22 protein-coding genes are annotated in these 22,442 nt (G+C 65.6%); 16 read left to right on the top strand and 6 right to left on the bottom strand.

Features of this window, described 5'->3' with window-relative positions:
- The first annotated feature begins 337 nt into the window (after positions 1-337).
- The 3 genes from ACRX5W_RS11790 (at position 338) to ACRX5W_RS11780 (ending at position 3,122) form a co-directional block, all read left to right on the top strand.
- Positions 338-958 (top strand): hypothetical protein, encoded by a 621-nt coding sequence (locus tag ACRX5W_RS11790; protein ID WP_436787978.1) that lies wholly within the window; start codon positions 338-340, stop codon positions 956-958.
- A 498-nt stretch (positions 959-1,456) separates the two neighbouring features.
- Positions 1,457-2,074, top strand: a complete 618-nt coding sequence (locus tag ACRX5W_RS11785; protein ID WP_436787977.1) for a hypothetical protein — start codon at positions 1,457-1,459, stop codon at positions 2,072-2,074.
- 223 nt (positions 2,075-2,297) lie between these two features.
- Positions 2,298-3,122, top strand: coding sequence for a hypothetical protein (locus tag ACRX5W_RS11780; RefSeq protein WP_436787976.1), 825 nt, complete (start codon positions 2,298-2,300; stop codon positions 3,120-3,122).
- A gap of 73 nt (positions 3,123-3,195) precedes the next feature.
- Here the strand turns inward: ACRX5W_RS11780 and ACRX5W_RS11775 are convergent, their stop codons facing one another.
- A complete protein-coding gene (locus ACRX5W_RS11775) occupies positions 3,196-3,681 on the bottom strand; it encodes a hypothetical protein (RefSeq protein ID WP_436787975.1) in 486 nt (161 codons plus the stop codon).
- Positions 3,682-3,985: 304 nt separating this feature from the next.
- On the opposite strand from ACRX5W_RS11775, the gene ACRX5W_RS11770 reads away from it, so the two are divergent.
- Positions 3,986-4,243 carry a hypothetical protein gene (locus ACRX5W_RS11770; protein ID WP_436787974.1) on the top strand — a complete coding sequence of 86 codons (258 nt, stop codon included), beginning with the start codon at positions 3,986-3,988 and terminating at the stop codon, positions 4,241-4,243.
- Positions 4,244-4,450: 207 nt separating this feature from the next.
- Here ACRX5W_RS11770 and ACRX5W_RS11765 read toward each other — a convergent pair whose 3' ends face one another.
- Entirely contained in the window at positions 4,451-4,612 is a 162-nt protein-coding gene (locus ACRX5W_RS11765) for a hypothetical protein (protein ID WP_436788055.1), read from the bottom strand.
- Between ACRX5W_RS11765 and ACRX5W_RS11760 the strand changes: the two genes are divergently transcribed.
- From ACRX5W_RS11760 to ACRX5W_RS11710, 11 genes are all read left to right on the top strand, one after another.
- Positions 4,554-4,937: a DUF6668 family protein gene (locus tag ACRX5W_RS11760; protein WP_436788049.1), complete on the top strand. Its 384-nt coding sequence runs from the start codon at positions 4,554-4,556 to the stop codon at positions 4,935-4,937. The two genes, ACRX5W_RS11765 and ACRX5W_RS11760, sit on opposite strands and share 59 nt — an antisense overlap.
- Positions 4,934-5,245 carry a hypothetical protein gene (locus ACRX5W_RS11755; RefSeq protein ID WP_436787973.1) on the top strand — a complete coding sequence of 104 codons (312 nt, stop codon included), beginning with the start codon at positions 4,934-4,936 and terminating at the stop codon, positions 5,243-5,245. The genes ACRX5W_RS11760 and ACRX5W_RS11755 overlap by 4 nt, the downstream gene beginning before the upstream one ends.
- Before the next feature lie 688 nt (positions 5,246-5,933).
- Complete coding sequence (locus ACRX5W_RS11750; RefSeq protein WP_436787972.1) at positions 5,934-6,134, top strand: hypothetical protein; 201 nt, start codon at positions 5,934-5,936, stop codon at positions 6,132-6,134.
- 72 nt (positions 6,135-6,206) lie between these two features.
- Complete coding sequence (locus ACRX5W_RS11745; protein ID WP_436787971.1) at positions 6,207-7,703, top strand: SCO6880 family protein; 1,497 nt, start codon at positions 6,207-6,209, stop codon at positions 7,701-7,703.
- Between the two features lie 137 nt (positions 7,704-7,840).
- Positions 7,841-9,271, top strand: coding sequence for an ATP/GTP-binding protein (locus tag ACRX5W_RS11740; protein WP_436787970.1), 1,431 nt, complete (start codon positions 7,841-7,843; stop codon positions 9,269-9,271).
- A gap of 53 nt (positions 9,272-9,324) precedes the next feature.
- The gene (locus ACRX5W_RS11735) at positions 9,325-10,653 is read left to right on the top strand and encodes a hypothetical protein (RefSeq protein WP_436787969.1); all 1,329 of its coding nucleotides are present in this window, start codon (positions 9,325-9,327) and stop codon (positions 10,651-10,653) included.
- Entirely contained in the window at positions 10,653-12,401 is a 1,749-nt protein-coding gene (locus tag ACRX5W_RS11730; RefSeq protein WP_436787968.1) for a type IV secretory system conjugative DNA transfer family protein, read from the top strand. Before ACRX5W_RS11735 ends, ACRX5W_RS11730 begins: the two co-directional genes overlap by 1 nt.
- Positions 12,398-12,889, top strand: coding sequence for a DUF4913 domain-containing protein (locus ACRX5W_RS11725; RefSeq protein ID WP_436787967.1), 492 nt, complete (start codon positions 12,398-12,400; stop codon positions 12,887-12,889). The genes ACRX5W_RS11730 and ACRX5W_RS11725 overlap by 4 nt, the downstream gene beginning before the upstream one ends.
- 44 nt (positions 12,890-12,933) lie before the next feature.
- Positions 12,934-14,277: a hypothetical protein gene (locus tag ACRX5W_RS11720; RefSeq protein WP_436787966.1), complete on the top strand. Its 1,344-nt coding sequence runs from the start codon at positions 12,934-12,936 to the stop codon at positions 14,275-14,277.
- Between the two features lie 74 nt (positions 14,278-14,351).
- Positions 14,352-14,870, top strand: coding sequence for a hypothetical protein (locus ACRX5W_RS11715; protein ID WP_436787965.1), 519 nt, complete (start codon positions 14,352-14,354; stop codon positions 14,868-14,870).
- 43 nt (positions 14,871-14,913) lie between these two features.
- Positions 14,914-15,474 (top strand): hypothetical protein, encoded by a 561-nt coding sequence (locus tag ACRX5W_RS11710; protein WP_436787964.1) that lies wholly within the window; start codon positions 14,914-14,916, stop codon positions 15,472-15,474.
- Positions 15,475-15,522: 48 nt separating this feature from the next.
- Here the strand turns inward: ACRX5W_RS11710 and ACRX5W_RS11705 are convergent, their stop codons facing one another.
- The 4 genes from ACRX5W_RS11705 to ACRX5W_RS11690 all read right to left on the bottom strand — a co-directional run bounded on the left by ACRX5W_RS11705 (position 15,523) and on the right by ACRX5W_RS11690 (position 19,618).
- Positions 15,523-16,482, bottom strand: coding sequence for a hypothetical protein (locus ACRX5W_RS11705; protein WP_436787963.1), 960 nt, complete (start codon positions 16,480-16,482; stop codon positions 15,523-15,525).
- Positions 16,483-16,531: 49 nt separating this feature from the next.
- Positions 16,532-16,894: a hypothetical protein gene (locus ACRX5W_RS11700; RefSeq protein ID WP_436787962.1), complete on the bottom strand. Its 363-nt coding sequence runs from the start codon at positions 16,892-16,894 to the stop codon at positions 16,532-16,534.
- A gap of 295 nt (positions 16,895-17,189) precedes the next feature.
- Positions 17,190-18,422, bottom strand: coding sequence for an NlpC/P60 family protein (locus ACRX5W_RS11695; protein WP_436787961.1), 1,233 nt, complete (start codon positions 18,420-18,422; stop codon positions 17,190-17,192).
- On the bottom strand, positions 18,419-19,618 hold the full coding sequence (locus ACRX5W_RS11690; RefSeq protein WP_436787960.1) for an AraC family transcriptional regulator: 1,200 nt from the start codon (positions 19,616-19,618) through the stop codon (positions 18,419-18,421). The genes ACRX5W_RS11695 and ACRX5W_RS11690 overlap by 4 nt, the downstream gene beginning before the upstream one ends.
- 329 nt (positions 19,619-19,947) lie before the next feature.
- Here ACRX5W_RS11690 and ACRX5W_RS11685 point away from each other — a divergent pair, with 329 nt between their 5' ends.
- Positions 19,948-22,425, top strand: a complete 2,478-nt coding sequence (locus ACRX5W_RS11685; RefSeq protein WP_436787959.1) for a fibronectin type III domain-containing protein — start codon at positions 19,948-19,950, stop codon at positions 22,423-22,425.
- Positions 22,426-22,442: the final 17 nt, after the last annotated feature.

Genomic DNA, 22,442 nt, shown 5'->3' with positions numbered 1-22,442 from the left:
CCGAACTCGAACCCGGCGTAACACCAGGCGAGTTCGCCCGCGTCCCGTTCGCGTACAGTGGCGCGGACCATGCCCCTCCGTAGCCCCGTGCCCATCCTCTCAAGCGCCCCTCGGAATGCAGTTTCAGTGTTGTCCGTAAGAGATCCGTGCCATGTCCCGGCGTATTATGGATATACTCTTGAGCACATTGCGAAGCGCATCCCTGTGGTGTTCGGCAGGGCGCTTCATCGGGCTCATGTGAATGCCGGGAAATCAAGATGAATTCCCCTCACATTCGAGCCGATCGCCGGTACCAGACTCGTGCGGGTCATTCCCTTACGAGAGGTGTCCTTTTCTTATGCGTCCCCTGCATGTCCCGAGGAAATCCGCACGCCTGGTCACCGTCGCGGCGGCCTCCTGCGCCACGGCGATGCTCGCGCTGACCGGCTGTGGCGGCGACGATGACAAGGGCGGGCCGGCGATTCCGCCGCCGTCCATGCCGGCGATGCCGTCTCTGAAACCCCTGACGCTGCCGCCCCTCACCATAGAAACGAGCGGCTCGTCGAAACCGTCGACCGGCGGCACCGCCGCCGGAGCGCCCACCGCCCCGAAGCCCAGCGCCGGCAGCACCAAACTGGGACCGGGCGACTTGACGACGGTGGGTGTCTGTCTGGGCAAGTCCGCCTCGGGCAGCCTCATCAAGGCGTCCTGTACGGAGGAGCACGTGGGGGAGGTCGCGGCGATCTTCACGCTGCCGGAGTCGATGAACCCGTCGACCGCGACGTACAAGGAAGACATCCGCGCGAAGTGCCAGGAGTTGCTGCTTCCGATCCTCAACCGCCAGCCGAACGCGGGCGATCTCGCGCCCCTGCCGAGCGGCCCGACCGAGAAGTCCTGGGCCGAGGACAAGGACCGCACCCTGTCATGCATCGTCACCACGAAGGGCAACGTGAAGCTCAACGCCCCGCTGGTGAAGTAGACGACACGCCACGGAAGTCGCCCGGGCGATCGCCAAGCACGGCGACTCGCCCCGGGCTGTGCCGTGCCGCCGCCCCAGCAGGTGGGTGGTCGAGTGGACGGCCGACCGGGCGCCGCCGTATGGCCCGAGGCCCCAACGGCTGATCCAGCACTCGGAAGTCACGATCCGCCCGCCCGTGACCAGCGCCGTGGTCCGCCGACCCGCAGCTCGTTCCCCACCGAGACTCGAAGCACGCCCTGCCCACACCCCGGGCGTAGGGCTCAACCTCCACTCGGAATGCACGGCCGGCGTTCTCCGTAAAAGATCGGTGCCATGTCTCGGCGTATTGTGGATATACTCTTGGTCACATTGCGAAGCGCATCCCGACGGTGTTCGATAGGGCGCTTCGTCGGGCTCATGTGAATGCCGGGAAATCAAGATGAATTCCCCTCACATTCGAGCCGATCGCCGGTACCAGACTCGTGCGGGTCATTCCCCCACGAGAGGTTCCCGTTCCTTATGCGTCCCCAGCGTTCCCCGAGGAAATCCGCACGCCTGGTCACCGTTGCGGCGGCCTCCTGCGCCACGGCGATGCTCGCGTTGACCGGCTGTGGCGGCGACGACGACAAGGGCGGGCCGGCGATTCCGCCGCCGTCCATGCCGGCGATGCCGTCTCTGAAACCCCTGACACTGCCGCCCCTCACCATCGAAACGGGCGGCTCGTCGAAATCGCCGACCGGCGGCTCCGCCGCCGGTGCGCCCACCGCCCCGAAGCCGACCGGGAGTTCGAAGGCGGAGGCGAGAGAGAAATACGAAGTGGGCGACTGCGTCAACAGCTTCACGAAGGACGTTCTCACCAAGGTGCCCTGTTCGGTCGTGCACCTCGGTGAAGTGGCAGCCGTCTACACGCTGCCCGACTCGACGAACCCGTCGTCCGCGACGTACGAGAAGGACATCAGCGACAAGTGCAAGGAGCTGCTGCTCCCCATCCTCGACCGCCAACCCAACAAAGACGAGCTGGCGTACACCTCGCGCGGGCCCACGGCGACCTCCTGGGCCAACGAGAACGACCGCACCCTGGAATGCCTCATGACCGGCAAGGGCGGCAAGAAACTCAACGCCCCGCTGGCGAAGTAGGCACCGCGCCACGGTAGTCGCCCGGGCGATCGCGACTCCGGGCGGTTTCCACCACGACCGCAGGTTTCGTGTGGTCCGAGTCGACGCCGCGCACAGCGCACGTGGACCGCTCGGAGCCCGCGCGGCGATGGCCCAGCGCCGCGGGGCCGACCTCGTCGTCCGACGGCACCCCGCAGCAACCCCTTGCGGACACCGACTCCCGTGCGCACGAAAGGAAATGCGCGTGAACTCCCAAATCGTCCCCCGGAATTCCGCCGCCAAGCGGTACGGGAGGCGCCGGTCGCTGTCCGCCGCCGCGCTGTGCTCGCTCCTCGTCCTGACCGCCTGCGGTGGGGACTCCGACGATCCGACCCGACCCCCCGGCGGCGAGCCCGGAGTCGGCGACTCGCCCGGAGGCAAAGCAGGCTCCGCGAGCGGCCCCGCTCAGCCGGGAGGAGCAGGCACAAACGCAAAACCGAGTTCCTCGCCCGGACTGTGGGAGACGTTGGAATTCGAGGACTTCCCCCACCCGGCGATGCCCCTCAGCCGAGTCGCCACCGCAAAGTGCTCCTCCTACACCAGCGCGCTGGCCGACTACGGCAAACCCGGTATGGTGACCAAGCCCGTCCCCGCGTACGGGCCGACGAACGCCTGCGTCGGCTGGCGCACCGAAAGGGTCCCCGTCAAGGACCTCAAGGCGGGCCAGGCCGAGTACGAAATCACCTTTAACTGCCAGCCGGTGTACACGAACATCGACCAGATGCAGGACCGCTTGTCCGCTCACCTGAAGCAAAAGAACGAGGCGCAGCCCACAGCCACATACAGCCCCTTCTACAAGCTCCCTGAGTTCCAGAAGGGCTACGTCTTCAGCGTCGTCCGCGACGGCATGGTGGGCTCGTCGAGCGTGACGGCAACGTACATCTCGGACGAGGGCCTGTGCTCGGCCAACTTCACCGTGAATCGCTGGACGGCCAACGCTAACGGCAAAGGCCTCAGGTTGGCCGGCCTCGACGAGGCCGAGACTTTCAAGGAGTTCAACCTGATCCTCAACGAGATGACCAGCGGCTGAGCGGCGGGGACGGCGGAGCCGGAACTTTTGGTTGTTTTCCGCCATACCCCCGGGCGTGGTGCAGCAGGCCGTATTACAGCTCCTTGTCGCTGGTGACAGCCATGCGCAACTTTTCGTGGGTGCGAGTCACGTGCCCGAGCGGGGCCTGCGGATATTTGGTGCGCAAGTCATGGAGCATGAACGAGCTCCGGGCATAGCTGCCTCGCAAGGCGGCGTCAAGCATGGTGCGGACGAGATCGTCCGCTCTTTTTTCCCGAGGTCCCTTCGCATATCGTTTCAGGTTGTCGAGAGCCTTCAGAGCTTTGGGCGCCCCCAGGAGCCGGGGCCCCGTGGAATTCGCGATCACGGCGATATGAGCCTTTGTCCGCCGCCGCTCGTCCCGTTCCTGTCCAGCCTCGAAGGCTTTTTTCGTGCGGAGTCCGTTCCGGGCCATTTTCAATCTGGCGTTGAGTTCCACATACGTGGCATCGGCGCGAAGCTTGTTGAGCTGATTGCGCTTCTCCCAAAAGTTTTCATACTTCTGCTGCAGTGACTGGACGGCGCTCCCGACCACGGGCATAGTTGCATCCTTTCTCCGCCGTCTGCGGCCTTGCCATCAGTGGCGACTCGGATCAGAATCGCCCGGCGGGCGTGTCGGGCGAAGCAGGTTTCGTAGCAAGACCTTACTGGAGAGAGAAGGCGCAGGGATCGTGGCGGCAAGCATTTTTCTCCGGCATGCCGAGTGGTATCCGATATGCGACAACCGTGCATATGGCGGGAGTCGGATAGATCGCGCGCGCACGAGGGCATTAGCCTGAGTTTCCGAGAGTCGAACAGGCCGGCCGGATGCGGGGGATTCTGCGGGCAGGCGGTGGAGTTGTGAGGTGCAATCATATCTTCTGGCGGATGAAGTCGAGAAATATGAGAAGGCGTACAAGCAGCCTCTCGTTGAAATGATCAGTTATGCGCTGTGGATCACGGTCTTCATCTGCGCTCTCGGACTCATCATCGCCGCGGCAAAAATCGTCGTCGGATACTTGGAAGGTAATCCGCGGCGCGAGGTGTTCGGTGTTTTCTGGGTCATGGCGGGATGCCTTCTCGCCACCTCGGCGACCAGCATCGCCACGGAACTTCTCTTCTGATCCTCTTTATGATCCGCAGAGGCATGCGGCCTCTTGCACCGCTGAAAGCACCACCGGGGGAGGAATGAACCGGCAGCAGGAGCCACTCGAAAAAAACCCCTGGGTTCCGGAACCGGTGGCGGCAGCCCCTGTCGCCCAGGAGGTGCGACGACCGTCATATGTCCGCGTTGGGCCGGCTGCACCGCACCCCGGCCTCACCCCGCCCAGTCACGGTGGCTTGCCGTTGTGGACTCCGAATGAGCTGCCTTCGGCGCCGTGGTGGTGGGTGGGGTGCCATGGCGGAGCGGGCACGACGACGATCAGCCAGGCGGTGGGCGTCGGCGCCGACTCCGGTATCCGGGCCTGGCCCGTTCGGCCGGACAGCGGCATGACCTATGTGATTCTCGTGGCCCGCACACATGTGCGCGGCTTGACCGCGGCTCAGACAGCCGCCCGGCAATGGGCGTCCGGGCACGCGAACGGTGTCGTGCTCCTGGGCCTGGTCGCAGTCGCGGATGCACCCGGGCGACTTCCCAAAGACCTACGTGAGTCGCTGCGGTTCGTGGCCGGTGGTGTTCCCCGACTATGGCGGATTCCATGGGTCGAAGCCTGGCGATCCGCGGGCCCGGGGCACGGCGGCGCCCCAATCAGGGAGACAGCCCGTCTTGCGACCGATCTGTCGCATCTGGTTTCAGCAAAACAGGAGACACGATGAAGGCAGAATTCCTTCGCTGGTACCTCGCCAGTGGGGGCGTCGGCAACCAAGGGCCCGACGAACTCGAGGATGGGGTCCCGCGAAAGCCTCCCGGCGGCATCGGTGACGGCGTGACAAAGCTGCTGGACTGGAGCACGTGGATCGTCATGATGATCTGCGGCATCGCCGTGCTGGTGGCCGCTGCTCGAATGGCGATGGCACACAAGAGCGGCGCCGAGGGCGGCCAGCACGTGATCGGTCTGGCGTGGATCATCGCGGCGGCGATCCTCATCGGCAGTGGGGCGGCCCTGATCCGCGAGTTCGTCTGATGACCAGCCGGGGCTGGAGGCGTTGACGTTGTGGTGGCGGCGATCGCGTGAAGACGAAGACGGTCGGACCAGCGACAGCCTTTTTAGGGAAAAGGGTTTCATCGCTTCCGCCGTATTTATCGGCCTGGTGGCCTTCGCGGCGCTCTTCGGTCTGGTGGCCGACCCGCTGCCTCCAAGTTCGGTCTCTTCCGACCGGGCTCCGACAGGTGCCGGGTCTGGTTCGGGACCGCCTGACCCCACACAGGTTGGTGCAGTGTCAGGCTCGTCTCCGGCACTGGAATCCGCCGGATCGTGTGCCCCACCGGCGGCGCAGGGAACCGAACCGCCCGAATCGCAACCGCCGGACACACGTTGGCGGAGCCTGGACGGAATGCTTCTGCCCTTCTCGCCCAGCGTAGGGCCCGCCATGGTCGCCGGTGGCATCGCACGCTGCTATGCCCGAACACCGGCCGGCGCTGTTTTCGCCGCGCTGAACGGCAGTTGGCGCTACCGACACACGGCGGACTGGGGTGCCGCCGTTCAGTACCTCCTCGCTCCCGGACCTGGGCGTGACGCGTACATCCGGCAACGCACATCGACAAGTGGGCCGGACGCGCGTCCCCAATCCGTTCCCACCGGCGAAGAGATCGCCCGGCCACGTGGGTTCCGTGTGCTGGAGCACAGTCTCGAACATGCGCGGATCGGCATTGTGACAGAGCAGTTCGAGGGCGGACCGGTCATGCAAGCCGTCTGGACGGTCGTGTGGGTTGACGGGGACTGGCGAATCGAGTTGCCGACCGACGGTCAGCCGCCGTCGCGTGCCCCGACAAGCCTCGAAGGCGCCTTCGTGCCCTGGGATTCCGCGTCGATGCGCAACATCACGAACGAGTCGATCGGGTGGGCGCGATGACGTCGCCACGCTGCGGCGCACCGGCGACGCGACGAACCCCTGCGACTCGAAAGCACCGAGGAGTAGCACGGCATGGAGACACTCTCGAAAGCCCCGAGGACATACGGCAATTGGCGCAAGCCCACCTCGCCGGGCGTGCTCGGGCTCGGCATGCTCCCGACCATCGCAATGCTCTTCGGGCTCATCGTGACGATCTTCACCATGATCATCTCGATGGCGCTCGCGGTGCTGTTCGTCATTCTCATGTGCCTGGCGCTGGGGCCGTTGACCATGCGCGATCGACACGGCCGCAACGGCATGCAATGGATCTCGGCCCGGGTGGCGTGGACGATGGCTAAAGCACGAGGACAGCATCTGTACCGTTCGGGCCCGATCGGGCGTACTCCTCCCGGGACGTGTCAGCTACCCGGCCTCGCTGCGAAGACCAGGCTCCACGAGGCTGTCGATGCTTACAACCGACCGTTCGGGCTGCTGCATATCCAGTCCGTGGACGACTACACCGTCGTCCTCCAGTGCGATGCCGACGGTGCGGCGCTGGTGGATGACGATCAGGTGGACACTTGGGTGGCCTACTGGGGCCAGTGGCTCGCCAATCTCGGCAACGAGTCGGGCCTGGTCGCCGCGTCCATCACGGTGGAGACCGCGCCGGACACCGGAGAACGGCTGCGCGAGGAGATCACCGGCAACCTGCATTCCGAGGCCCCCGAGCTGGCGCGCCGTGTCCTGACCAAGGTCATGGACGACTACTCGGAGGGGGCCGCGCGCATCACGACGCGCATAGCGCTGACCTTCGAAGGGCGTGGTCGCGCCGCTCGGAAGCGCCGCACCGCGCAGGAGATGGCCACGGAGATCGGTACTCGTCTGCCCGCTCTGACATCCAGCCTGTCGATGACCGGTGCCGGTACGGCCGTGCCGTTGTCCGCGGCCCAGATCGCCGCGGCGGTTCGGGTGGCGTACGACCCGACAGTCGCCGTTCTCGTCGACAAGGCCAGGACGGAGGGCGGTTTGGGGCTGCGGTGGAACGAAGCAGGCCCGTTCGCCACTCAGGAATCCTGGAGCCATTATCGGCATGACGGTGCGTTCTCCATCACCTGGGCGATGTCGGACGCCCCCCGCGGCGAAGTCTTTGCGACGGTTCTGCACAGGCTGCTTGCCCCGCACGAGGACATCCTGCGCAAGCGGGTCACGATCTTGTACCGCCCGCATGATCCGGGGACGGCCGCCCGGCTCGTCGAACGAGACATCAAGGACGCCCGTTTCAAAGCCAGTCAGGCGAAGAGGGCCTCGGCACGCGACACCGTGGGGCTCACGTCGGCGGAGCAGACCGCGCTCGAAGAGGCGACAGGCGCCGGCCTGTTGCGGTTCGGCATGTTGGTCACCGCGACTGTGGACCACGTCGACAAGCTGGAACTCGCGGCGTCGACCGTCGAGAACTTGTCGGCCTCGGCGCGCCTTGTCCTGCGCCGTGCCTATGGAGCCCAGGCGTCGTCGTTCGCCGCGGCGCTGCCACTCGGTCTGGTACTGCCCCGCCATGTGCGGGTGCCCCAAGCCCTTCGGGAATCTATGTGAGTACCAAGAGGACACACGTGACAGGCGCGGCTGCCTGGGAGGGGCCGTCCAGCGAGGAGCGGGGTCCGGCTCCTCGCCGTCGGCGTTTCGGGTTGCCGCTCAATGCCGTTGCCGGCGAAGGCTCGGACGCACCGGCCGTGGCGCCGCGGCCCGGGCTGCGGGGCTGGGGCGGATGGGGTGCGGGGTCTGTCGGATACGTCGAACCGGTTCCAGAGTGGCGCGGCACGTCGGTGCAGGTCTGCGGGCTGTGGCCGTTCTCCGCCGGCTCCGGCACCCCCATGGCGGGCGTTCCGCTCGGCCGGTCGCTCATCGGCGGCACGACCCTGTGCTGCGACCCGATCAGTTGGTTCCAGCGTGCCAAACTCATCCTGAACCCCAGCGAGTTCGTACTCGGCAAACCAGGGCTCGGCAAGTCGACCGTGGTCCGTCGTCAGGCCCTCGGTCTGGCCGGATATGGCGTCAACCCGGTGGTCTTCGGCGACCTGAAACCGGACTACGTCGACCTGATTCGGGCGCTCGGCGGACAGGTCATCACGCTCGGGCGCGGGCGAGGATTCCTCAACGTTCTCGACCCTGGTGAAGTGATTGCCACAGCGGCGCGGCTGCCGGCAACGCAGCGCCAGGCGCTGCTGGCCGACGCGCACGGCCGCCGCCTCAACACCGTGGCCTCGCTCATCACCGTCCTGCGTCGCACCCCGCCGACCGACCGTGAAGAGACCATCCTCAACGCCGCGTTGTCGTTGTTGGACGAGCGCCATGTCGGAGTTCCGGTGCTCGCTGACTTGTTGCACCTGATTCGGGAAGCCCCGGAAGAGCTTCGTGCCGTGGCGCTGGACCGCGGAGACATCGTCAAGTACCGCGAAATCACGGAGAACCTGGAGTCGTCCCTCATTGCTCTTCTCGGGCGGGGACGACTCGGCGAGATGTTCTCCCAGCAGACGTCCGAACCCATGCGCCACGACAGGCCGGTGTGTTTCGACGTGAGCAGCATCGACGATGCCGACGGCCAGATGCAGGCAGCCGCTCTGCTCTCGTGTTGGAGCTACGGCTTCGGCACGATCTCCGCCGCGCAGGCCCTTGCGGATGCCGGACTGGAGCCACAGCGCCGTTACTTCGTGATCCTCGACGAGCTGTGGAGGGTGCTGCGCGCGGCCCGTGGCCTTGTGGACCGCGTCGATGCGCTGACGCGGCTCAACCGCCAGCGCGGTGTGGGCATGGCGATGATCACGCACACGATGTCCGACCTCCTCGCCTTGCCTGAGGAGGAGGACCGTATGAAGGCCAAGGGTTTCGTGGAGCGCGCCGGAATGGTGATCTGCGGTGGTCTGCCTGCCGCCGAGATGCCTCAGCTCAACCAGGTTGTCGCCATGACCGACGCCGAACAAAGCATGATCGAGGACTGGTCGACGCCGCCGAGCTGGGATTCGAGTACAGGCGAGGACGCACCCCCACCGGGGCTCGGGAACTTCATGGTGAAGGTGGGCGGACGCCCGGGGATTCCGGTGCATGTCGAATTGACCGAGGACGAATACGCGATCAACGACACGAACCGGCGGTGGGTCCGATGAGTAGCTGTAGGCCGACGGGACTGTTGGGTACGGAGCCGGATTACGTTCCGGTGATGTATGGCTTTACGGATGGACAAACGCTGGGCGGCATCCTGGGAGACGGGAATTGGATTGCAGGTGATGGGCGAAACGAAATGATCTGGGACGAGGCTTGCCATGGCAACCGTGTCCGGGTTCTTGAAGACCACGAGTGGCCGGAACAGGTTCGTGTTCCCGCGGAAATTATCACGACTGATATCATCCCTGGCTACCATGGCCCGGAACTGTCGACGGCCGACCTCCTGAGTATTCCTGGCATGCCCAATGTCGTTGAATGCAAAATATACTCTGAGGGGGAATGGAATCAGATCTGGGCCGACGCCGTAGCGTCGGGGAAGGAACCGTACAAATTTCTGGAAGAGCCACTCGAATGGATTCGTTACGAACTCAGCGCATTGGTCAATACATCCATTCACTGGTGGACGGAAGTCGACGACCCGCTGCGCCAAAGAACGCGTCCGGGGGTTTGTGAGGAGCCGGACGGCCTTCTTACGCAGGTCCTGTGTCCTCCTATAAACCAGTTCTGGGACGCTCGCGGCGACGTGCCGTATGAGGATCCCATCTACACCAGCATACTGGGCAGCACGCTGTTTTTGGCCGGCGTGGTGGCGGTCATTTCTTTGTTGTTCGTGGCCGGACGTATGGCGTTGCAGCGCGATGCCAGACCGGCACGCGAACTTGTGCGTGCGATGCTCATTCTTGTAGTGGTCACCGGAGCCGGTCTGGTTTTCACCAAACTGTTGATCCAGGCGAGTGACGCGTTCGGCGACTATTTCATAGTGAACTCGTTGCAGCCTGGTTCTGATGCGGATTCCGGAGGGGGCGGCCCTTGCGACATCCTTGATTATCATATAGAGGAGATTCCGACGGAGTTCAAGGATATGAACTTCTTTCTCTTCCTGATCTGTGCCGCTTTGTTCCTCGTCGGTGCATTCGTGCTCTACCTGATCATGATTGCTCGGATTTTGGTGGTGACGTTGGTGGCGGCGCTGCTGCCCCTGTCAGCCGCCTCCACCGCGACGGCAGCGGGGAAGGAGTGGTTCGGGAAACAAATATCCCTCCTGTTCGCTTTCATTCTGATGAAACCCTGTGCCGTCATCATCTTTGTCACCTCCCTGCGTTTCGCAGACAGGGTGAACGGAAGTTCGTACGGGGCTCAGCTCACATCGGCTGCATTCCTGGCGATGGGGACAGTTCTGCTGCCCACGCTGACGCGCCTGGTCTTCCCCTTCACATCTGCGGCGGCGCAGGGTGAGGGCGCGGCAAAGGCACTGGTGCCCATGGTGACGGGCGCAACGGTCGCCAAGGGCGCCATCCGCAAGATGCGTGGCGGAGGCAGCTGATGAGTGCCACCAATCGTCATCGCGGTCCGGACTATCGCGGTGAGCTGATTGCGCTTTTCGCCGTGCTTGGTGGTCTCGTCGGTCTTTCCCTGCTCATCACGATTGCGGCGGCGATCGGCGCCGCGCGCACCGGGGGCGAAGGGCCGCCCAAATTCCCCGTGACGACGCTCATACGCCTGATCAGCGGCAAGTACACGTGGCCTGGTACGCACGCGACCCTGGCCCTGGTGGCGATGGGCAGCGCGCTGCTGTTGATCGTGCTTTTGGCGTCGTATTTGTGGTCCCGACGCATAGGCAGACGGGAACGCGTTGACCGGGCGTGCCGGTATCTCGCCTCGACGCGGGATCTCCAACCGATGACCACACAAGGTGTCGTGGCCACCGCACGAAAACTCCGCATCCGTGAAGACGCGACACCCGGTGTCTACGTCGGACGCACGGTTCGCGGGGGGATGGATCTGTGGGGCTCGTGGGAGGATATGCACGTCGACATCTGGGGCCCACGCACCGGAAAGACGGCAACTCGCGCGATTCCCAACATTGTTGCCGCACCCGGGGCCGTCATCGTCACCTCCAATAAGCGCGACGTCGTGGACCACACTCGGGGCATCCGCGAACAACTCGGCCGCGTCTGGATCTTCGATCCCCAGAACCAGGCGGGTGGCAAGCCGGTCTTCTGGTGGAACCCGCTCACGTATGTCGGCGACAGCATCGTGCGGGCCGTCAAACTCGCGGGACGCATGAGTTCGATCAACCGACAGGACCACGCGCGCAGCGACGGCTACTTCGAGCCCGCCGCTCAGGACCTGTTCGCGAACCTTCTGCTGGCGGCGTCCATCGACGGGCAGCCGATCACCCAGGTCTACGAGTGGCTCACTCGTCCCACCGACGACACTCCGGCCCGCATTCTGCGTGATGCGGGCCATCGTCTTCCCGCAAAATCCGTCACCTCCGTCGTCACCGCTCCCGACAAGCAACGCGCGGGTGTGTACGGCACCGCGATCCAGATGGCGTCCTTTCTCATCGCCGACAACATCAACGAGTGGGTCACCCCGGGCAGCGATCCGACGCGACCGCACTTCGACATCGACGAGTTCCTGCGCAACCGCGACACGATCTACCTGATGTCGGAGGAAACCAGCAAGGTCGCCGCGCCGCTGGTCCTCGCGCTCACGACTTCCATCGCGGAAGCGGCCGAGAACTACGCCACGGCTTCGGCGGGCGGACGGCTGCCGGTGCCGGCACTGTTCGTCCTCGACGAAGCGGCCAACGTCTGCCCGTGGACCGCATTGCCCGACAAATACACGCACTTCGGTTCCCGCGGCATCATCGTCATGGTGATCCTCCAGTCCTGGGCCCAAGGGGTGGTTGCCTGGGGGGAGTCGGGTATGTCGAAACTGTGGGGCTCGGCGAATGTCCGGGTCTACGGCGGCGGGGTGTCCGACATGAAGTTCCTTGAGGACTTGTCGAAGACGAGCGGCATCTTCGAACCACGCACCGGCAGCATGAGCGTGAAGTACGGCGACCACCGCTCGTTCGGTATCGCGTCGAGATCCGAACCGGTCCTGGATTCCGCAGACTTGCTGTCCATGCCACGCGGTCGGGCCTTTGTGCAGTTGAGCGGAACGCGACCGACGCTGGTGCGCACGGTTCCTTGGTGGGAAGGGCCGTATGCGGACGCGATCCGGGCATCGTTGGCCCGCTATGAACCACAACCGGCGGTGCCTGTGACAAAGGTCGCGTCATGACCGCTGACCTCATGGACCCCTGGGGGCAGGGAAGGTACGCGCTTCACCCGCCGGCGGCCCCTGCGATTCCTCAGAATTCGACAGCGCAAGCGAACAACGCCTCGTCACCGCTGTTCGCATCAGTGGAAGTGTTTGTCAACACCTACCTATCCCGTGTCGTCTGCCGTCGCCTCGGCCAGGGCACCGCGATGTGGTGTCCGGAATGGTGGCGTCACCCGGAGGCGGTCGTGCGCTTCGACGGCTTGTGGCGCGCGTTCGAATACTTCGTTGTGGACACGGAAACGGGGGTTTCGACATGGTGGCTGCACCACGCCGACCCCCATCTGCGCGCAATCCTCGATCCGGATTTCGGCCCATTCGCCCTGTGCGATCCGGAAGATGGCCACGCGAGGCACCCACTGGAACCGCTCCCCGTTCGACCGGCCCCTGAGGGGACATGGGAGAACCCGTTGTATCGAATCACTGACGATGATTCCGGAAGGGGTTGATCGACGTTATGTCTGGTGACTTCACGGAAGAATACGTCGGATTGATGGCCAGGCCCGTCGCCGAATACAAATCCATCGGCGAGGTGGCTGCCGCCGAGATCGGCGAAGACCTCATGGCGAGGTTCAAAAAACTCCTGGCTCTCATAAAGAAGAGTTTGGCGAAAAATAAGAAGGGCAAGAATGCCGGTGGTAATCCTCCGCCCACTACGCCCACCCAAATCAATCTCACGGTGAATCAATACAACTACACATACAACTTCCCCGACAGCGGGAGCGGCGGTGCCGGCGGGAACGACGCTGGCGGCGATGGGAACGGTGGCGGTGGTGGCGGTGGTGGCAACAGCGGCGGTGGTGGCGGCGGTAACGGTCACGGTCACGCCGTCATTATCGAGGGCGAGGTCGTCGCCAGTGAGCTGCTTGACGACGATCCGCCGTCTGGGGGAGACGAGGGCGACGCTGAGCCCGGCGACACAACTGCCGAGGAGGCCAAGGAGTCAGGGCGTGACGGTCCGGAGACCGGCGGCTCTTCCGAGCCGGAGAGGGGGGCTTCGGCGGTTGAAGGTTCGAACGTTGAGGCGTCGGCGGACGCTGGGCCCGTCGACGCTGCTGAGGGCGACGGGGCCGGGGACGTGTCGGGAACCGATGGTTCCGGGACCGGAACCCCGACGCGGGAGGCTCCGGCGGTCGAGGCTCCGATGGCTGAGCCTCCCGTGATTGAGGCTTCGGGAGTTGAGGCTGCGGCGGACGGTGGGCCAGGGAGTGCCGGCGAGGGTGGCGGGGCCGGGGATGTTTCGGGTGCCGGTGCCTCCGATGCCGGGGCGCCGGGCGGTGAGGCTCCGCAGGTCGAGACTCCGACGGCTGGGGCTCCTGTTGTCGAGGCTCCGGGGGCTGAAACTCCGAAGGCTGAGGCTTCGAACGTTGAGGAGGCTTCGGCGGATGGTGGGTGGGAGGACACCGCCGACGGCGACAGGACTGAGGGTGTTTCGGGAGCGGATAGCTCCAATACCGAGGCACCACAAAGCGGCGCGACCCCGGCTGTCGAGGCTGCGCAGACCCGCGTTCCGGCTGTCGACGCCTCGACCGCCCAGGCCCCTGAGCCTTCAAAGGCCGAGCGTGTGGAGGATGAGGCAGCAGTCGAGTCTTTGGAGGACGGGGTTTCAAAGAAAGAAGCCGCGAACCGGCCGAAGAACGTCAAAGGTGATTCTTTTTCTCAAATAATGGATAAGAGTGCTGGTGAACGGCTTCTGTCTCCCCGGCCTCTTCCGGTCGCCATTGGGCACGGAACCACTACCGAGCTTCCCAAAATGACGGCGGGACTCGGGTTCGCTCACTTGCCGACGCAACAACCCGGCGCCGTGCTTACCAGGGCCAGGCGTCTGGAGAAGTGATGATGCGCTCTCCGACGCCCGAAAAAACCCCGAGACGGCTGGAGTCTTGTGGTTTCTGATGAATGGAGTTCGGCGTGGCCAAGGGCTATGAGAACGACAAGGGTTTCGTAGGGAAAATAGTCGCAGTATTTGTCGGACCCAAAGTGCAGCAATTGCGTGCCGCTGTGCTGGACCAGAATGATCTCGTACGAGCTGCCAAAGGTACCGAGAAGTCGGCGAGGAATCTGGATAAACGCTACGCGAAGGATCGTCCGGCGATCGACAGGATCACCATTAAGTCGGAGTCTGAAAAGAACACGTCAAACAACACGTATATGGGGAATCTGGGAGTTTATGTCAGGGATGACGTGGGATTCAGAAAGAATGTTCGTGTCGCCATGAAGTGGAATAATACCCTTCTTGAGCAGCGCGAGAATGCGAACTCTGCCGCGACGGAGGCGCGTGAGCGTGTACGGGAGGGCGTTGGCAAGGTTAGTGAGGCACGTACCGAGATGCTGAGCGCGGCGCCCCGGCTGGGCAGGTTGGTTCCCGCCGTGCACCGAGCCGGGCGCCTTGTTAAAACGTCCGCGAAAATGTTGGAGAAAGGCCCCTGAATTGCAGAAATAGACCATCGGTCCAAGCGTTTGGAATTTCGTCGTGTCCGATACTCGGCCAGGGAAATCGAAGACTTCCGGGAACTTCAAGGCGGCGCTCGGTGTCGGCGCCTCGGCAGGAATCGCGTTTGTTGCGTTGAACGGTGTTGACAATGCCGTGATCGAGGCGGGGCTCAAGGGCGGCGTCGCGGCCACCGCGGCTGGGGCGTTGAGCGTTATTGGTTTGTCCTCCTGGCTCGCCCGAAAAAATCGAAAGATCAGCCCGGAAGAATATGTCAAGGCAAGTGGGGACCGGGACCTGGCCGAAATTGATTATTGGATGAAAGAGGCCGCGGCCAGGGGAAAAGAGGCCAAGTATTGGGGTGCGGTGGAGTCAGGTGCGGAGCGGAAGGCCCGGCGAGCAAGAACTGAACCCGGGCGTGAGCGCTGGGGATATCTGCGTGATCTGTACCATCTGGAAGGGCAATTCCATCGCTATATGGAGGCGGCTGCCGATCGCGATGCGAGTCGCGCGCGAGACAGAATACTGAAGCGGCCGGAAGACAGGCAGCCGGCGGATCCCGGAGTCCGCCGGGCATACAGACTTGAAAAGGAAAAACCCTGACTATTTTAGGCTGAGCTAACCCGGGTCGGTCCTGCGGTGGGCCCTTGATTACTCATCTTTTCCGCCGACCGCCAGTCTGTGCTGCAAGGTGCGGGCCGGTCCGCTGTCCGCGCCCCACCCCGCCCTGCGCAACGCGAGAATGCGCATCCCCGTTTCCTGGGTGTCGGGTGAGCTGCCGGCCCGGTACCAGCAGAAGTGCGCGTTGTCGGCGAGGCGGGCGCCGTCCGTGTCAGATCGCATTGGGTACGCGACGCGAGGAGCTGCGAGATCTGCGTACAGGCGGGCCGCGCGTGCGGCGTCACCTGCCAAGAACATGGTGTACGCCAGGACTTCGCGGGCCGCTTCGGTGGTGACGTTGTCACGCCCCCGTTGTTCGGTGAGTCGGTCGACCAGGGCTTGGGCCCGGCTGCGGGCGGCGGCCAGACGCTTGTTGCGCAACTCCGCCAGGATTCGGTCGAGCGCGGATCGGGCCTCGTCGTCAGGTTCGGGAAAGGACCCCGGAGCCGACGTGGAAGACGGCGCCGGTTCGTGGGGGAGTACGGGCGATACGGGAGCGGCGGGCGGCCTGGGCGCGGGGGGCGGCAAAGGGACAGGCGGGCCTTGTGGGGGCTCGGGATGAGAAGCCGCCGCAACATCGGCAGTCGTCGCGACCGGGGGCGGTGGTGCCGACGGTTGCGGGGCGGAGGGACGACGCAGGACGCCGCTGCGAAAGCCGCGCCGTTTGGCAGCCGGGGGCGTGCGGCGCGCCGCGCCGGCTGCGATCGCCTGGCCTTTGGGGGTGACGATGAGCGGCCAGACTGTGCCGTCCGGCTCGCGTGCTTCGGCTCGCACCGGTCGGCCGATCAGGGAGGCCGTGGCGGCCACGGCGGCGATGGCGGTCTGGCGCACGTCGGCTCCCTGCGGGACGGCGAACATGTCGCCGTCCACGCGGACTTGGCCGTCGGTCCTCAACTCGACGACCACCACCGGCCAGGCCGGTACATCGGAGGGATCGATGGCATCGGACATGTGGGTGCTCCTCGTTCGTCGCTGCCGGACGTTTTCCGCCCGTCTCCCGTTACATGGTTTTGATCGAGGTGACGCGCCAGGGGTCGTCCGGAGTGGACCGGGCCAGGGTTACGTAAGCCATGACAGCCAGTGGTTCTCCCACCCACGCGTCGCGGCCCTGGGGGCGGACGTCGAGGGCGAAGAGGTGGAATGCCTCGGTCGGCGTGTCCTCCGGCTTGCCCATGTCGTCGGCGAGTTCGGCCGTGACCGTTGTGATCGCCTGGTGATAGGTCCAAATGTTCCACAGGGCTGCGGCCTGTGTGCCGAGCCAATCGTTTTGCAGAAGGTATCCGGGGGCCAGGAGTGGCGCGGCGCGGGTGGCCGCGTCCCACAGCGTCGTATCGGACAGTGTGTCGACCGACCATATGGTCACGGCCGCCGCTTCCGCGACGGCGATCGGGTCCTTTCCGTCGACGTCCTGGATGCGGGGAACAGAGAAGTTCGGGGGGCTCGGCGGTCTTTCGGTGAGGCCGGCGGGCTGGGTGCCAGGGGCGGCACCTGGCACAGGAGGAGGTGGGCTGCCGGCGCGATGGGAGGACTTTGCATCGGACGGCAGAGTGCGTTCGCCGTTCGGCTGTGTGCCGACGACGCATCCACCGGTCAGGAGCACCGCGAACGTGATCGAGAACAGTCTCGGGAACGAAGACAAGCCACCCATGCGCGGACTCCTACGAGGCACCGAAGCGCTTGACGGTCCAGGTGTCGCTTCTACTGAAATTGCTGAAAGGGTCAACGCGCACAACTGTGCCGGTTTTGAAGGCGTTGACGACCTCTTTTCCTCCATTGTAGATCGCGACGTGGTGAGCCACGTTCGTCCCGCTTGCCGTGAAGAAGATGACATCCCCGGGTTCCATGTCGCTTGTATCGACATTACCCACGCCCTGCGTGATGAAGGTGCCGTAATTCTCCTGGCTGTCTGCGTAGTGAGGCAGTCTCATTTTCCCGTTGGAAGCCTGGTAGAAGATGTACATCATTAGTCCAGAGCAGTCGAACCCGATCGTTCCAGCCCCTTGTTTGGTCCCGTACGTCGGTCCGTCGAAGTCGCCCCCCGCCCATGAATACGGGACAGGGCCACCTGGCCAAGACCCCCGAATCGGATCGCCCCTGACCACCTTCAGGGCTTCCAAGAGTGCTCTCCCGCCCAAGGTGCTTGCGTCGACTGCTCCGCTGCCCAGAATGTTGGTGTCGGTGGGCCGAAGAAACTGCTGGATCGCGTCGTTGACGCGTTCCAGGTACTTCTGTCCGGTCATGCCATCGCTGTGGGTGGCGTCCGGGATGCCGTTGGCATCGAATGTGATTTCGCGGTTGTCCCAGGTCTCCAGCAGCCAGATGTTCGGGCCTTTGTTGTAGGCGACGATCATCAGGTCTCGGACGTTTTTCTCGGTGCCGGGAGGCTGGACGTTCGGGACGTTGCCATCCAAGAGGTGCTTGCGGACAGCCTCTGCCAGATAGCAGAGGTAGTTCTCCGCGGAGCTGATGGCGTCTGCTCCGTTGAAGATGTCCGCCTTTCCGTCCCTGTCCCCGTCCACGCCGAAGCTTTCCCACGTCGACGGCAGGAACTGGGCCATTCCCAGGCCCACACCCTGCTTCCCCTGATTCGCTGTGGGGTTCCAGTTGCTTTCGACCTGGATGATCCCGGCGACAATCTCGGGGGTCACTTCCGTGCAGCGGGATCCGACTCCGGAGATCCACTGGCGATACGGCGTGGCCTGCTCGGGAAGCAGGTTGACGTCGAAAGTGCCGCCGTCGAGGGAATAGTCTTCAGCGAATTTCGCGGCCATGTGGCTGATGCTCGCGGTGATGGCGAGCAGCGTGGCGACGATGACCGTCGCCAGAACTCCCGCTACGAACGCCCAGAAGCGGAGCTTGAAGAGCAGGATCCGCCGGAGAAGTTTCCTCACTTACGCCCCGAAGGGTTTCTCCCCGCCGTTTGGGACGGCAGTTGGCCGAACTCTGCTCGGTAGGTGCCGCTGAAGCGGCCCAGGTGGGTGAAGCCCCAGCGGAGGGCTACGTCGGTGACCGTCTCGTGGGTGTTGCCCTGGGCGATGCTGCGGAGGTCGGCGTGGACGCCCGCGAGGCGGAGGCGTTTGACGTATTCGATGGGGGTGGTGCCGACGTGGGTGCGGAAGGTGGCCTGGAGGCGGCGGACGCTGATGCCGGCGGCGTCGGCGATGTCGGCGACGGTCAGGGGTTCGCGGGCGTGGGTGCGGCAGAACTCCAGGGCGCGGAGCACGGGGGCGGGGACCGGGAGGACGTCGTTGGCCTCGGCGGTCCCCGCTCCGTGCGGTGCCTGGTCGGCATGGGGGGCGTGGCCGACCGGGTCGGGCACCGGCTGGGGGCGCGTCTGCGGCTGCATGCTGAGGAGCGATTGGGCGAGGAGCTGCCCGAAGTGCGCGTTGACGGCGGCGGAGTCGAGCAGGCCGGACTCGCACGCGGCGACGAACGCGTCGGCCAGTGCTTCCCAGATGCCGCTGCGGACGGCGACGGGGTTGAGCGGGACGGCGAAGTTCAGCGGGCCTGATGCCGAACGGCCGCCTTGGTCGCGCCATACGCGTTCGAGGAGGCGGCGCGAGAGTTTGATGACGGTGACCGGGCGGGACGCGGCCCAGCGGATGCGCACCTGGCGGCCGGGGCCGGCGACGTTCGAGCCGTGTTCGACGGGGACGCTGTCGACCAGGGCGGCCACGCCGTCACCGGTGAGGGTGACGAAGTAGGCGTTTTCCGGCAGTGATTCGATGCTCGCCTGCACGGTGACGTCACAACAGATCGTGGCCACGACCACGTCGCTGGAGCGGGCCACGGCAACACGGCCCCGAAAAGGGCCCGGGCTGACGGGCCGAATCCGGAACGGGGCGAGGCTCTCGGCCACGGCGTCCTGGAAGAGGCTGATGTCGTTGCCGGTGTATCCGAGGCCGGACGGTCCTGTCACCGGACGCGGCTTTTGGCGGGGAACGGCGGCCACTCCCGGTCGGTTCGGAGTGATGGTGGTCAAACGTTCGCGACGCAGAACGCGCATGTGTTTCGGCGGACGGTCGCACCAGTCGAAGTCGGCGGGGGCGGCGACGGTTTGAAGTCCGCCGGCGGCAGATCTGTTCATGCGGGAACTCCATCCGATCGCACAGCGCGGAATATCCGGTCGGCCGGGGCGGCTGACCAGGCGCGGGATCCGAAAACTCTGAGCAGCATGGGACCTTACGGATCCGGGGCGCCCGCAGCGAGGGACGTTTCGCACGGCGAATACCGTTGACCGGTGCCGTCTTGCACGGGCAACGGCCGGGCGGCATCGGATATCCGGGGTGCGATTCGCCTAATGGATATTGACCCGGTGTGTTTCGGCTGCCAATCTCCGAATCATCTGCGCGCTCCGCGAGTTGAATACGCACGCCCCGGGAGCACACCCATGCGAAAAGACCAAATACGATGGCAGTGAACGGACTTCGAGGGCGCCTGGGCGCGCGCAGGGGAACCGGCCGCCGCTTCGGCGGCAGGTTGGTCGGCGGGATCTCGACGGCCGTCGTCGGCGCGCTGATCGTCACGTCGATGGTCGTCGGCGTCGGGTCGGCGGACACGAAGACCCGTGTCTCCGAGGCGGATTCGTGGCTCGCGAGCCTGAAGAGCGGGTCGCTCGTCCACGTGAACGGAACGACCGGGCAGGTCGACGGCCGTGTCGAGCTGGGCAACGGCACCGAAGGACCGCTCGAAGTGGTCGAAGAGGGCAACACCGTCCTCGTACTCGACCAGACCACGGGAGTCGTGACGCGGATCGATCCCGCGCAATTGTCCGTCGCGCAGACGCAGTCGTTCGAAGGCGGTCGCCTCCGCATCGTCGCCGGCGACGAGGACACAGCCTGGGTCGTCGACGAACTCGCGGGCACCGTCCGGCGGATCGACCCCGTCACGCTCGCGCCGGTCGCGGACGCCATCACGATGGCCAGTCGGCCGATCGGTGCGGCCCGTGTCGACGGCGAGGGTGTGCTGTGGGTGCTGCTTCCCGACCGCGGTGAGGCGGTGCCCATCGGCGAGGAGAAGGCCGGCACGCCGGTGAAGGTCGGTGCGCCCGGCGACCCGGTGAGCCTGACCGTCGCGGACGGCCGGGCCGCCGTGGTCAACGTCAAGGCCGGGACGCTCGCCGTCCTGTCGGCGGAGGACGCCGGCCTCACGATGCGGTTGCCCAGCGGTCTGCTCGCCGCCGACCCCGCGAAGCTGCTGGTGCCGGAGAACAACGTGAGCCCGCTGGTGCCGCTCCTCGCCCCCGACACCGGCGCCCTCGTGGTCGCGAACGTCGACAGCGGCGTGGTGCAGGCGGCCGACCTGGAGCTGGCCGGCAAGTCGTACGGTCCGCCGCAGGCGCACGGCCCGCGCGTCTACGTCCCGGATCTCGCGGCCGGGCAACTGGTCGTCTACGACACGCTCACCGCGAAGTTCGACCAGCCGGTCCGGGTCACCGGGGTGCCGGGCAAACTCGACGCGTACACGCGTGGCGACCGGCTCTGGGTCAACGACCAGGCGAACGCGACCGCGGCCGTCGTCGACGAGGACGGCGTCGTCCATCTGATCGACAAGTACGACACCAATGTCCCCGACGTCGGGAGTTCCCCGGTCCCGACATCGTCCGTGCCCCCGACGTCGGCGCCGGGCCGAGAGCCGGATCCGCGGGAGACCGCGGACGCACCGGACGACGACGCGCCTGTCGACCGGCCGTACGACGACCCGGCGGGCGCGCCGCAGGTCGATGCGCAGGCTCCTGCGGACACGTCGTCGTCCGAGAACCAGGGAAGTGACGCGTCGGCCGGGGATACGAAGGAGCCATCGGCACAGTCCGACGAGCCGGTACAGCCGCCGCAGCCCGCCGTGACGGTGACGGTCACGGCACCGGCACCGCCCGCGCCGGTGGCGACCACCGCGCCGGCGAATCCCCAGCCTGTGAATCCCCAGCCCTCGGCGACGACTTCGGCCCCGGGACCCGCCCCGGTCGTACCGGCGGAGACCACGAGCCGCCCGCCCGCGACCACCCCGGCACCGACGCCGACGCAGACGACGCCCCCGCCCCCCGCGAAGGGCCCGCCGGGCCGACCGAAGGCGCAGACCGGCAGCACCGGGATCAGCATCACCTTCACGCCGAGCGCGGGTGCGACGCCCGACCGGTACGAGCTGGAGGGCGCGCCAAAGGGGGCCACCGTGAAGCCGGCGAGGGTGGCCGCGAAGGGCCCGTTCCGGTTCGACATCACCGGCCTCACGTGCACGAAGGACGCCGAGTACCGCTTCAAAGTCGTCGCCGTCTACGGCACCGAGCGATTCCCCTCGTCGGAGTCCCCGGCCGTACGCCCGTGCGTCGCCCCCGGAAAGCCGACGATCACCGGCCAGACCCGCAGCAACCACCAGGTCGTCGTCAACTGGAAGGCACCCGCCGGCACCGGGCTCACGTACCTCGTGACCTGGAAGGGAGAGGGGTCCGCGCCGGACGGCGAGGCCGAGACCAGCGCCACGTCGTACACCATCAAGGGGCTGACGAACGGCAAGGTCTACGACGTCACCGTCTCGGCGGTGAACGCGGCGGGCAAGAGCGCGGCGGCCACCGCCGAGGTCGACATGACCCCGCCCAAGAAGACCCTTGAGGTGCACCACAACCGCGACGACAACGTCGACATGGGCATCCGCAACGTCCCGGACTCCCAGGAAGGCGGCCGGGCCGGTGCCATCCCGCCCGGGTACGAAGGCGAGATCACCGTGCACTGCCAGGTGAAGGGCAGCACCGAACACCGGCTCGACGGCACGGGCGGCGACAGCGCGATCTGGGACAAGGTCACCTACAAGGGCACGACCGGATACCTCAGCGACGTGTACGTCACGACGTCGAACTCCGGGAAGAACGCCTACTCGCGCGAGCTGTGGCAGTGCGAATGAACCCGCAGCGACGAGGA

It is taken from the genome of Yinghuangia sp. YIM S10712 (assembly GCF_051388935.1).
Lineage (GTDB): Bacteria > Actinomycetota > Actinomycetes > Streptomycetales > Streptomycetaceae > Yinghuangia.
Note: the sequence above shows the minus strand (reverse complement) of the source record. Positions and strands in the feature narration are given on the sequence as shown.